We start from the raw sequence: 12,091 nt of genomic DNA on the forward strand, positions 1-12,091 counted from the left end.
CGGACAGCGGAAGGGATTTCGATGGCCATCAAGGCGACGGCCCGCCGGGCGCAGACGCAGGCTCCGGCATCGGTGTCGGAAGACTCCTGGATCGAGATCGACGGGCTGGACAAGGAGTACCGGCCCCGGAAGTCGGCACCGACCCAGGCGTTGAGCGACATCAACCTGACGGTACGTCGCGGCGAGTTCATCTCGGTCGTGGGACCGTCCGGGTGCGGCAAGACCACTTTGCTGAAGATCCTCGCCGGGCTCAGCCCGAAGTCCGGCGGCGCGGTACGGATCGCCGGGCGGGACGTGACGAAGCCCCTTCCCGAGGTCGGGATGGTGTTCCAGGCACCGACGCTGCTGCCGTGGCGCACCATCTTCGACAACGTGATGGTGCCGGCGGAGATCCAGCGACTGGATCCCCGCCGGCACCGGGAACGCGCCCAGCAGTTGCTCGAGATGGTCGGTCTCAACGGCTTCGAGCAGAAGTACCCGCACGAGCTCAGCGGCGGCATGCAGCAGCGGGCCGGCATCTGCCGGGCGCTGGTGCACGACCCGGCGGTACTGCTGATGGACGAGCCGTTCGGCGCGCTCGACGCGATGACCCGCGAGTACATGAACGTGGAGCTGCTGCGCATCTGGCAGGAGAGCAACCAGACGATCGTGCTGGTCACGCACTCCATCCCGGAGGCGGTCTTCCTCTCCGACCGGGTGGTCGTGCTCAGCCCCCGGCCGGGCCGGATCGCGGAGGTCATGGACATCGACCTGGAGCGGCCGCGTGACCTCGGCGTCATGTCGTCCGACCGGGCCGGGGTCTACGTGGAGCGGATCCGCCGACACTTCAACGCCGCCGGCGTTATCGACTGACGAGGGACAGCCATGGCAACAAGCAACCTGGTCCGCGAGCCGGCCCAGCCACCGGCGCCGTCCGCCCGGCCCGCCAAGCCCGCCCGGCGCAAGTTCGACCTCCGCGAGAAGCCTCAGCTCTGGCTGGTCCCGACGGTCTTCGTCGTGGTCGTGCTGGCCTGGGAGTACGGCGTCCAGCTCATCGGCGTCGACGAGTACGTCCTGCCGCTGCCGTCGAGCGTGGTCGAGTCGCTGTGGCAGCAGCTCGGCGACGACCAGTTCTGGGGTCACTTCTGGGTGACCACCCAGGAGGCGCTGCTCGGGTTCGTGATCGGTGTCGGGGCCGCGCTGGTCCTCGGCACGTTCATCTCCCAGATCAAGATCGTGGAAGCCACCCTGATGCCGTACATCGTGGCCTTCCAGACCGTGCCGAAGGTCGCCCTGGCCCCGCTGTTCGTGGTCTGGTTCGGTTTCGGCCTGACCAGCAAGGTGGTCATGGCCGCGGTGATCTCGTTCTTCCCGATGCTCGTCAACGTCATCGAGGGCCTGCGGGCGGCCGACGCCGACAAGATCCAGATGCTGACGGTGTTCGGCGCGAGCAAGACCCAGATCTTCCGGATGGTCCGGCTGCCCAGCGCGCTGCCGTTCATCTTCGCCGGCCTGGACATCGGCATCGTCTTCGCCATCCTCGGCGCGGTCGTCGGTGAGTTCATCGGCGCCAAGGAGGGCCTGGGCTACCTGCTGCTGCAGACCAACTACAACTTCGACATCGCCGGCATGTTCGCCGTCCTGGTGGTGCTGTCGGTGATGGGTCTGGTGGCGCACTTCGTGATCCGGCTGCTGCAGAAGCGGCTGGCCTTCTGGGCCGAGGACACGAAGGTGATCGGCGCGTGACGGCAGCTGACGGGACCGTCGTCACGCGTGCGGAGCACCGGCCGGGCGTGGTTCACGCCCGCCCGGCCGGTGGCCGGACCGGAAAGGCAGGACACGAGACATGAACACCGATCCGAACCGGTTCGACGGGCGGGTGGCAGTGGTCACCGGGGCGGCCCGCGGCATCGGCGCCCGTATCGCCGCGACCCTCGCCGAGCGCGGCGCGACGGTGGCGCAGGCCGACCTGCTCGACGACTGGGCGGAGGCCGAGCTGACCGGCGGCGCGCACACCCGGCACCGGGTGGACGTCCGGTCGGCCGACTCCTGCGCCGCCCTGGTGGCCGAGGTCCTGGACGCCCACGGCCGCCTGGACCTGCTCGTCAACAACGCCGGGATCGTCCGGCGCGGGCCCGCCGCCACGATGTCCGAGGAGGACTTCACCACCGTCCTGGACGTCAACCTGACCGGCACGTTCCGGATGTGCCAGGCCGCGTACCCGGCGCTGCGGCACAGCGGCGGCGCGGTGGTGAACATCGGCTCCACGAACGGGCACATCGCGGTGCTGAACACGCTCGGGTACTGCGTCAGCAAGGCCGGCGTGATGCACATGGCGCGCGTGCTGGCCCTGGAGTGGGCCCCGGACCGGATCCGGGTCAACGCCGTCGGACCGACGATCGTGCCCACCGACATGACCGCCGACGTCCGCGGCGACGACGCGTACCTGGCCGACAAGATGGCCTCCATCCCGCTGGGCCGGATGGCGCTGCCGCAGGACGTCGCCAACGCGGTCGCCTACCTGCTCAGTGACGCCGCCGCCATGACCACCGGGCAGACGATCTTCGTCGACGGCGGCGTCACCATCCACTGACTTCCCCCTCTCCGACCCCTTCTGTGAGGACCACCATGCCCAAACCGGATACCGCGGCCGCGCTGGCGGCCGTCGACGCCCACTTCGACGAGTTCGTCGAGGAGCTCCAGCAGCTGTGCCGCATCCGCAGCCGCCGCCAGGAGCCGGAGCAGATGGAGGCCACCGCCGAGTTCATCGCCGGGTCGGTCCGCCGCTGGGGCGGCGAAGCCGAGATCATCCCGTGGGAGCAGTCGTACCCGTACGTGCTGGCCGAGGTGCCGGGCGAGGGAGACAAGGCGCTGCTGCACTTCACCCACTACGACGTGGAGGTCGAGCCGGCCGGCGACGACGCCGACTGGATCAGCCCGCCGTACGCGGCGGAGATCCACGACGGCCGGCTGTACGCCCGGGGCGTGGCCGACGACAAGGGCGTCGTCATGTCCCGCATCCACGCGGCGGCGGCGTGGAAGCTGGCCGGGCTGACCCCGCCGGTGACCAACCGGATCATCTTCGAGGGCAAGAAGTGGCTGCACAGCCCGGGTCTGGGCTCGTTCGTGCAGGCGTACGCCGACCGGCTCGCCAGCGACGCCGCGCTGTGGGAGAACTCCTGGCTCGACGGCGAGGACCGGCTGCTGCTCAAGCTCGCCGAGAAGGGCGTGCTCTACCTGCGCCTCACCGCGCAGACCCTGCCGCGCGACCTGACCAGCCAGAACACCGCGCTGCTGCCGGCTGCCACGGCCCGGCTGGCCGCCGCCCTGGCGCAGTTGCAGCGGCCCGACGGCACCGTGACGATCCCCGGTTTCGCCGACGACGCCCGGCCGCCGACGGACGAGGAGCGGGCGCTGCTGGAGAAGGTGGCGTTCGACGGGGACTTCCTGCGCAAGCGGGCCCAGGTCGACCGCTTCACCGGTGACCTGGACGACCAGGGCGCCGCGGTCGCCATCCGTACCGTGCCGACGCTCACCGTCGCCGGTTTCGCCGGCGGCGACATGCGCGACGACGTGACGCTCGGCATCCCGTCGACCGCCTCGGCGAAGCTGGAGATCCGGCTGGTGCCGGGCCAGGACCCGGACCGTGTGCTCGGCTGCATCCGCGACCACCTGGCGGCGACCGGCTTCGGTGACCTGCGCATCGAGGTGATGGCGACCAGCCGGCCCAACCTCACCGACCACCGCGACCCGTTCGTCGCGCTGGTCGCCGACGCAGCCCGCCGGGTGTACGGGACCGAGCCGGTGATCGAGCCGTACACGCAGTGGATCGGTAACCAGGGCGTGATCGCCGACCGGCCGATCGTCGGTGTCGGCGTGTCCCGCGCCGACTCCGGTGTGGACGGCCCGAACGAGAACATCCGGCTGGACGACTACAAGGCCGGCATCAAGCACGTGATCGAGGTCATGGCGGCGCTGGCGGTGGCCGAGTGACCCGGGCCCGCGGCGTGGCCCGCCGCGCCTACGTCGACGTGCCGTGGGGTCAGGTGCACTACCGGCACGGCGGCGACGCCGACGCCCCGGTGCTGCTGATCCTGCACCAGTCCCCGCTCTCCTCGGCCACCTACGACGCGGTGATCGAGCCGCTGGCCCGCCGCGGCCTGCGGGTGATCGCCCCGGACACGCCGGGGTTCGGCATGTCCGACGCGCCGCCGCGCCCGTGGTCGATCCCGGAGTACGCGGCCGGGGTGTGGCAGTTCGCCGACGCCCTCGGGCTGTCCCGGGTGCACCTGCTCGGGCAGCACACCGGCGCGATCGTCGGCGCGGAGGCGCTGATGTCGGCGCCGGAGCGGGTGCACCGGCTGATCCTGCAGGGCATCCCGCTCTACGACGAGCAGGAGCGGGCGGAGAAGAAGCGGTCGTACGCGCCCGGCTACGTGCCGGCGCGCGACGGCGGGCACCTCAAGGTGATCTGGGACCGGGTGTACGGCCTGTACCCGCGCCTGACCCCGGAGGAGGCGGACCGCCAGGTCACCGAGTACCTGCTGACCGGACCGGACTACGCCACCGCGTACCGGGCGGTGTTCGACCACCACGTCGACACCGCCGCCCTGGACGCGCTGCCCATCGTGCTGCTGCACGGCGCCGACGACCTGCTGGACCGGATGACGCCGCAGGTGCGGGCCGCGCTGCCCGGCGCCGAGCTGGTCACCATCCCCGGCGGCACCGACTTCGTGGCCGACGAGCAGCCGGAGGCGTTCGCCGACGCGGTCGCCGCGCGGGTGCACGCCGACCTCGGGCGGGAGGTGGCGGCATGAGCGCCGGCACCCCGGCCGCCGAGGCGAAGGTCGTACCGGCGAACACCGTCTACACCGCCTCCGTCGAGGTCTCCGGCGGTCGCGGCGGCAGCGCCCGGTCGCTGACCGGTTCGCTGCGGGTCGACCTGACCCGGCCCGCGCAGCGGGGCCCGGACGCGCCCGGCACCGACCCGGAGGAGCTGTTCGCGGCCGGCTACGCGGCCTGCTTCGACAGCGCGCTCGCGGTCGCCGCCCGGCAGGCGGGCGTGCGGCCCGGTCCGACGACCGTCACCGCCTCGGTCTCCCTCGGGCAGACCGAGGACGGCCGGTACGCGATCGCCGTGGTGCTGGACGTGTCCGCGCCGCAGTGCCCGCAGGCCGACCTGGAGCGCGCGGTGGAGCTGGCCGACCGGATGTGTCCCTACTCGAACGCCCTGCGGGGCAACACCGCGGTGGCGATCCGGGTCGATGGCCACCGCTGACCTGACCCGGCCCGCAGCGGTCCGCCACCCGGCGGATCCGCAGCGGCCCGCCGGCCCGATGGCCCTGGCCGTCGGGCTCGGCGCGGTCTACCTGATCTGGGGCTCGACCTACCTGGGCAACCGGGTGGCCCTGGACAGCATCCCGCCGCTGGTCGCCACCTCGGCCCGATTCCTGGCCGCCGCGCTGCTGCTGTTCGCGGTGGCGGCGCTGCGCCGGGGTCCGGCCGGGCTGCTGCTGCCCCGGCGGCAGTGGGGCGGGGTGGGCGCCAGCGGGCTGCTGATGGTCGGTGCGGGCAGCGCGCTGCTCGCCCTGGGCCAGCAGTACGTGCCGACGGGGCTGACGTCGCTGGTGGTGGCCGGCATGCCGCTGTGGGTGCTGGTGTTGCGGCTGGCGGTCGGTCCACGGCCGTCGGCGCTCGCGGCCGTGGGCGTACTGGGCGGGGTGGCCGGGCTGGCGCTGCTGTTCTCGGTGCCGACACGGGGATGGCATCTCGGCGGGATGCTGCTGCTGGTGGTCTCCACGATGGTCTGGGCGCTGGGCTCGACGCTGTCGCAGCGGCTGCACATGCCGGCCGACCACCTGGTCGGCACCGGCTGGCAGATGCTCGTCGGCGGCGTCGCGGTGGCGGTGGCGAGCGTGGTCAGCGGTGAGCTGGGACGGTTCGACCCGGCCGGCGTGACCGGCCGGTCCTGGCTGGCGTGGACCTACCTGATGCTGGTGTGCACAGTGGTCGGCTTCAGCGTCTACACGTGGTTGCTGCGCAACGCGCCGATCCAGCTCGCGTCCACCTACGCGTACGTCAACCCGGTGGTGGCGGTCCTGCTCGGCATGATGGTGCTGGATGAATCGTTGTCCGGACGACAGGTGCTCGCCGGTGCCGTGGTGCTCGCCTCGGTGGCGCTCGTCATCGCGCGGGAGCGACCCCGGCAGGCCGACGGCCTCCCGCCCGGGAAGACCCCCGTCGCGCCCGCCTGACGCCCGGCGACCCCACGCACGTACGTCGACAGTGGAGGAAGAGAGATGATCACGACAGCGGTCGTCGAGAGCACCGCCGGCCGGACCCGCTCCGGTCTGGGACGCGCCCTCGACATCGTCAACATCATCGCCGAACGGGCACCGGAGACCCTCGGCGTGTCGACGATCGCGCGGGAACTGGGTCTGCCGAAGGCGGTCGCGCACCGCATCCTCAAGGAACTGGTGGCCGACAACTTCCTCACCTTCAACGAGGAGACCAAGCGGTACCGGCTCGGCACCGGCGCGCTGGCGGTGGGCCTGGCCGCGCTGCGCGCCCTGGACGTGCCGGACATCGCGCGCCGGTACCTGGTCCGGCTGGTGCGCGACAGCGGCGAGACCGCCACGCTGTCGGTACGGCAGGGCTGGTCGCGCGTCTACATCGACCAGGTGCTCTCGCCGCACGAGGTCCGGATGTCGGTGTCCCTGGGCACCAGCCACGCGCTGCACTCCGGGTCGTCGTCGAAGGCGATCCTGGCGGCGCTGCCGGACGCCGAGGTCGACGACTACCTCGGCCACCACCCGCTGGACGCGGTCACCCCGGCCACCATCACCTCCACCGCCAAGCTGCGGGCCGACCTGGCCCGGATCCGGCGTCAGGGGTACGCGGTGAGCATGGGCGAACGGCAGAACGGCGCGGGGAGCGTGGCCGCGCCGGTGCGGTACGCGACCGGGCAGGTGTTCGGCTCGATCTCGCTGTGCGGGCCGCAGAACCGGTTCACCCCGGAGGTGTGCGCCGCGCACGGGGCGCTGGTCGCCGCGGCGGCGGCGGAGATCTCCGCCGAACTGGGTTTCCGGCCGCCGGCGCAGCGTGTCGCCGGGCGGACGGGTCAGGAACAGAACTGGGGAGGTGGAACAGGTGAGTGACGGACCGCTGACGGGCCTGCGGGTGCTTGACGTCTCGACGATCCTCGCCGGGCCGCTGTGCTGTCAGATCCTCGGCGACTACGGCGCCGACGTGATCAAGATCGAGCACCCGACCATGGGTGACAGCATGCGCGGCCACGGCAAGGCCAAGGACGGCCATCCCCTGTGGTGGAAGGAGATCTCCCGCAACAAGCGGCTGGTCGGGCTGAACCTGTCCGCGCCGGAGGGCGCGGCGCTGCTGCTGCGGCTGGCCGAGCGGGCCGACGTGCTGGTGGAGAACTTCCGGCCGGGCACGCTGGAGCGCTGGGGCGTCGGCCCGGAGGAGCTGCACCGGGTCAACCCCGGTCTGGTGATCGCCCGGATCACCGGCTTCGGGCAGACCGGCCCGTACGCCTCCCGCGCCGGGTTCGGCACGCTGGCCGAGGCGATGAGCGGGTTCGCCCACCTGACCGGTACGGCCGACGGCCCGCCCACGCTGCCCGCGTTCGGGCTGGCCGACAGCATCTGCGGCATCGCCACCTCGTCGGCGGTGATGATGGCGCTGTGGCACCGGGAGCGCTCCGGCGGCCGGGGCCAGGTCGTCGACATGAGCCTGCTGGAGCCGATCATGACCGCTGTCGGTCCCGGCCCCACCGTCTACGACCAGCTCGGCGTGGTGGAGCAGCGGCAGGGCAACCGCTCGACGAACAACGCGCCGCGCAACACGTACCAGACCAAGGACGGGTCGTGGGTGGCGATCTCCACCAGCGCCCAGGCCATCGCCGAGCGGGTGCTGCGGCTGGTGGGCCACCCCGAGGTGATCGACGAGCCGTGGTTCCGTACCGGCGTCGGGCGGGTGGCGCACGCGGACCTGCTCGACGAGTACGTGGGGTCGTGGATCGCCGAGCGGACCCGCGACGAGGTGGCCACGGCGTTCGCCGAGGCCGGTGCCGCTGTCGCCCCGGTCTACAGCGCCAAGGACATCGTCGAGGACCCGCACGTCCAGGCCACCGAGATGATCACCACGGTCGACGATCCCGACCTCGGCCCGATGCGGATGCACAACGTCATGTGGCGGATGTCGGAGACGCCGGGCCGGATCCGGTTCACCGGACGCTCCCCCGGCGCCGACACCGACGCCCTGCTCGTCGAGGAACTCGGCTGCGACCCGGCCGAGATCGCCGACCTGAAAGCCCGTGGCGTCGTCGCCTGACGACGCCGACAGCCGAAACGCGAGGAACCCCGTGGGCACCACAGCCAGAACCGCCGACCGCCTGCTCGACGCCGTGCAGGCCGGTGTCACGATCTACGACCTGGGCCGGCAGCTGACCGTCGGCATGCCGCAGTCACCGAACCACCCGGCGTTCGGGCTCACCCTGCCGCGCCGCCACGGCGACATGGTGCGCGCCGACGGCGGCTCCGCCGCCAACGACCTGCTGGTGATGGGCACGCACGTCGGCACGCACGTCGACGCGCTCGCGCACGTCTCCCAGGACGGCCGGCTGCACGGCGGCGCCGACGCCGCCGATGCGCAGGTCGGCGGCCGGTTCGACGAGCTGGGCGTGCACACCGTCGCGCCGATGGTCCGCCGGGGCGTGCTGCTGGACGTGCCCGCCGCGCTGGGCGTGGAGACCTGCGAGCCCGGCTACGAGATCACCCCCGCCGACCTGGACGCCGCGGTGTCCCGGCAGGGCACGCCGGTGGGCGCCGGTGACGTCGTGCTCATCCGCAGCGGGTGGGGCCGGCTGTTCGACCACGAGGACCGTAACCAGTACATCGGCAAGGACTCCGGCGTGCCGGGGGTCGGCGCGGACGGCGCGACCTGGCTGGCGCGGCGTCGGGTGCACGCCGCCGGCGCGGACACCATCGCCTTCGAGTGCCTGCCGCCGGGCAAGGGCCACAGCTCGCTGCCGGCGCACCGGATCCTGCTGGTGGAGCACGGCATCTACCTGATCGAGACGATGGCACTGGAGGAACTGGCCCGCGACGCGGTGCACGAGTTCACCTTCGTCATGACGCCGCTGCCGCTGTACGGCGCCACCGGCTCCCCGGTGCGCCCGCTGGCGGTGATCAGCCGTGGCTGAACCGACGCTGGGCCGCCACCTGGCCACCTTCGCCGCCGACACCGCCGCCGAGACGCTGCCCGACGAGGTGGTCGCGAGCGTCCGGGCCCGCGTCCTGGACGTGCTCGGCCTCTGCGTGGCGGCCCGGCCGCTGCCGACCAGCCAGGCCGCCCTCGCCTACGTCGAGGAGCAGGGCGGACGCGGCCAGGCCACTGTCGTCGGCCTGGACGAGAAGGCGCCGGCCGCGCTGGCCGCGTTCGCCAACGGCGTGCTGGCGCACTCGCTCGACTACGACGACACGCACCTGCCGTCGGTGCTGCACCCCAGCGCGTCGGTGGTGCCGGCCGCACTGGCCGCCGCCGAGGCGTCCGGGGCGTCCGGGCGGGAGACGGTCGCGGCCATCGCGGTGGGCCTGGAGGTGTGCGTCCGGCTCGGCATGGCCGGTTACGACCCGGCAGCCGGCAACTCCGTCTTCTTCGAGCACGGGCAGCACGCCACCTCGATCTGCGGCACGCTCGGCGGCGCGGTGGCGGCGGCCCGGCTGCTGAAGCTGGACGCCGACGGCGCGCTCGACGCGCTCGGCGTGTCCGCCTCGATGGCCGCCGGTCTGATCGAGTCCAACCGCAACGGCGGCACCGTCAAGCGGATCCACTGCGGCTGGGCGGCGCACGCGGCGGTGAGCGCCGCGCAGCTGGCCCGGCACGGCGTGACCGGCCCGCCGACGGTGCTGGAGGGACGCTTCGGCTTCTTCCAGGCGTTCCTGCGCGGCGAGTTCGACGGCGACGAGATCGTCCGCGGGCTCGGCACCGACTGGGCGGTACCGGGCATCTTCTTCAAGCCGTACCCGGCGAACCACTTCACCCACGCCGCCATCGACGCGGCGATCGCGCTGCGCGAGCGCGGGCTGCCGCTGGACGAGATCGAGTCGATCACGCTCGGTGTGCCGACGCCGACGGTGCGCACCATCGGCCAGCCCATCGAGCGCAAGCGGGCGCCGCAGACCGGCTACGAGGCGCAGTTCAGCGGCCCGTACGCGGTGGTCGCCGGCCTGATCGGCGGCGGCGGTCTCGGCGTGGACCTGGCCGACTTCACCGACGCCCTGGCGCACGACCCGCAGCGGCGGGCGCTGATGGCGCTGGTCGACGTGGTGGGCGACGAGCGGTGCGACGCGATCTTCCCGCACCAGTTCCCGGCCGTGCTGCGGGTGGTCACCCGCGACGGGCGGGAGTGGGTGCAGGAGGTACTCGCCAACCGGGGCGGGCCGCAGCGTCCGCTCAGTGACGCCGAACTGGCGGTCAAGTTCCGCACCAACGCCGCCGCCCTGCCGGAGGCGACCGCCGACCGCATCACCGAGGAGGTCCACCGGCTGGACCGGGCCCCCGACGTCCACGGCCTGATGGGCCTGATCAACCGCCGCTGAACCGAGCACGAGGAGCAACACCATGAGCACCTACGACCTGCTGCTGACGAACGTCCGCGTGGTCCGGCACGACCGGCCCGAACCCGAGCTGATGGACATCGGCGTCACCGACGGACGGATCAGCCGCGTCGCCCCGCAGATCGACCGGGCGGAGGCCGCCCAGGTCGTCGACGGCGGCGGCCGGCTCGCCTTCCCCGGCGTGGTGGACGCGCACCAGCACTGGGGCATCTACAACCCGCTGAGCGAGGACGCCGTCTCGGAGAGCCGCGCCTCGGTGCAGGGCGGCGTCACCACGGCGCTGAACTACATGCGCACCGGTCAGTACTACCTCAACCGGGGCGGCCGGTACGCCGACTTCTTCCCCGAGGTGCTGTCCGCGACAGAGGGCCGCTCCTACATCGACTACGGCTTCCACCTGGCGCCGATGTCGCGGGAGCACATCGGCGAGGTGCCGTCGCTGGTCGAGGAGCACGGCGTCACCTCGTTCAAGATCTTCATGTTCTACGGCAGCCACGGCCTGCACGGCCGGTCCGCCGACCAGAACTCGTTCCTGATGATCCCGGAGGGCGAGCGGTACGACTATGCCCACTTCGAGTTCGTGATGCGGGGCGTCCAGGCGGCCCGGGAGCGCTTCCCCGAGCTGGCCGACGAGATCTCGCTGTCGCTGCACTGCGAGACCGCCGAGATCATGAGCGCGTACACCAAGCAGGTCGAGCAGGACGGCACGCTGCGCGGGCTGGAGGCGTACCACGCCTCGCGGCCGCCGCACTCCGAGGGGCTGGCCGTGTCGATCGCGTCGTACCTGGCGCACGAGACCGGTCTGCCGAAGATCAACCTGCTGCACCTGACCTCGGAGAAGGCTGTCGACGCGGCGCTGCGGATGGCGCGGGCGTTCCCGCACATCGACTTCCGCCGCGAGGTGACCATCGGCCACCTGGTCGCAGACATCGACACCGCGCACGGCCTGGGCGGCAAGGTCAACCCGCCGCTGCGCCCGCGCGCCGATGTCGAGGCGCTCTGGGGGTACGTCCTGGACGGCAAGATCGACTGGGTGGTCAGCGACCACGCCTGCTGCAAGGACGAGGTCAAGTTCGGTGAGCCGCGCGACGACATCTTCGTCGCCAAGTCCGGCTTCGGCGGCGCCGAGTACCTGCTGCCCGGCCTGGTCACCGAGGGCAACCGGCGCGGCCTGTCGTACCAGCGGGTGGCGGAGCTGACCTCGTGGAACCCGGCGCAGCGCTTCGGCCTGCGCAACAAGGGCGCCATCGCGCAGGGCTACGACGCCGACATCTGCCTGGTCGACCCGAACTCGACCTGGACCGTGCGCGCGGAGGACTCCGAGTCGACGCAGGAGTACACGCCGTTCGAGGGCTTCGAGCTGACCGCCCGGGTCACCGACACCTTCGTCCGCGGGCAGCACGTGCTCGTCGACGGCAAGGTGACCGGCGAGCCGGCCGGCCGCTACCTCGCCCGCCCGCAGCGGTAGGGGGGAA

Annotated in this window: 12 protein-coding genes; all 12 read left to right on the top strand. The window is 72.3% G+C overall.

Features of this window, described 5'->3' with window-relative positions; genetic code table 11:
- The first annotated feature begins 72 nt into the window (after positions 1 to 72).
- Positions 73 to 852: an ABC transporter ATP-binding protein gene (locus CLT75_RS10660; RefSeq protein WP_120573737.1), complete on the top strand. Its 780-nt coding sequence runs from the start codon at positions 73 to 75 to the stop codon at positions 850 to 852.
- A gap of 12 nt (positions 853 to 864) precedes the next feature.
- Positions 865 to 1,725: an ABC transporter permease gene (locus tag CLT75_RS10665; RefSeq protein ID WP_013286892.1), complete on the top strand. Its 861-nt coding sequence runs from the start codon at positions 865 to 867 to the stop codon at positions 1,723 to 1,725.
- 100 nt (positions 1,726 to 1,825) lie between these two features.
- Positions 1,826 to 2,572 carry an SDR family oxidoreductase gene (locus CLT75_RS10670; RefSeq protein WP_135240654.1) on the top strand — a complete coding sequence of 249 codons (747 nt, stop codon included), beginning with the start codon at positions 1,826 to 1,828 and terminating at the stop codon, positions 2,570 to 2,572.
- 35 nt (positions 2,573 to 2,607) lie between these two features.
- Positions 2,608 to 3,972: a M20/M25/M40 family metallo-hydrolase gene (locus CLT75_RS10675; RefSeq protein WP_135240655.1), complete on the top strand. Its 1,365-nt coding sequence runs from the start codon at positions 2,608 to 2,610 to the stop codon at positions 3,970 to 3,972.
- Entirely contained in the window at positions 3,969 to 4,796 is an 828-nt protein-coding gene (locus tag CLT75_RS10680; protein WP_013286895.1) for an alpha/beta fold hydrolase, read from the top strand. The genes CLT75_RS10675 and CLT75_RS10680 overlap by 4 nt, the downstream gene beginning before the upstream one ends.
- Positions 4,793 to 5,257 (top strand): Ohr family peroxiredoxin, encoded by a 465-nt coding sequence (locus CLT75_RS10685; protein ID WP_135240656.1) that lies wholly within the window; start codon positions 4,793 to 4,795, stop codon positions 5,255 to 5,257. The genes CLT75_RS10680 and CLT75_RS10685 overlap by 4 nt, the downstream gene beginning before the upstream one ends.
- Entirely contained in the window at positions 5,244 to 6,233 is a 990-nt protein-coding gene (locus CLT75_RS10690) for an EamA family transporter (RefSeq protein WP_135240657.1), read from the top strand. Before CLT75_RS10685 ends, CLT75_RS10690 begins: the two co-directional genes overlap by 14 nt.
- Before the next feature lie 45 nt (positions 6,234 to 6,278).
- Positions 6,279 to 7,136: an IclR family transcriptional regulator gene (locus CLT75_RS10695; protein WP_135240658.1), complete on the top strand. Its 858-nt coding sequence runs from the start codon at positions 6,279 to 6,281 to the stop codon at positions 7,134 to 7,136.
- Positions 7,129 to 8,328 (top strand): CaiB/BaiF CoA transferase family protein, encoded by a 1,200-nt coding sequence (locus tag CLT75_RS10700; RefSeq protein ID WP_135240659.1) that lies wholly within the window; start codon positions 7,129 to 7,131, stop codon positions 8,326 to 8,328. Before CLT75_RS10695 ends, CLT75_RS10700 begins: the two co-directional genes overlap by 8 nt.
- A 31-nt stretch (positions 8,329 to 8,359) precedes the next feature.
- Positions 8,360 to 9,199 carry a cyclase family protein gene (locus tag CLT75_RS10705; RefSeq protein ID WP_135240660.1) on the top strand — a complete coding sequence of 280 codons (840 nt, stop codon included), beginning with the start codon at positions 8,360 to 8,362 and terminating at the stop codon, positions 9,197 to 9,199.
- Positions 9,192 to 10,598 (top strand): MmgE/PrpD family protein, encoded by a 1,407-nt coding sequence (locus tag CLT75_RS10710; protein WP_013476392.1) that lies wholly within the window; start codon positions 9,192 to 9,194, stop codon positions 10,596 to 10,598. Before CLT75_RS10705 ends, CLT75_RS10710 begins: the two co-directional genes overlap by 8 nt.
- Before the next feature lie 22 nt (positions 10,599 to 10,620).
- Positions 10,621 to 12,084 (top strand): dihydroorotase, encoded by a 1,464-nt coding sequence (locus tag CLT75_RS10715; protein WP_135240661.1) that lies wholly within the window; start codon positions 10,621 to 10,623, stop codon positions 12,082 to 12,084.
- The last annotated feature ends 7 nt before the right edge of the window (positions 12,085 to 12,091 follow it).

It is taken from the genome of Micromonospora sp. CNZ285, from assembly GCF_004637285.1.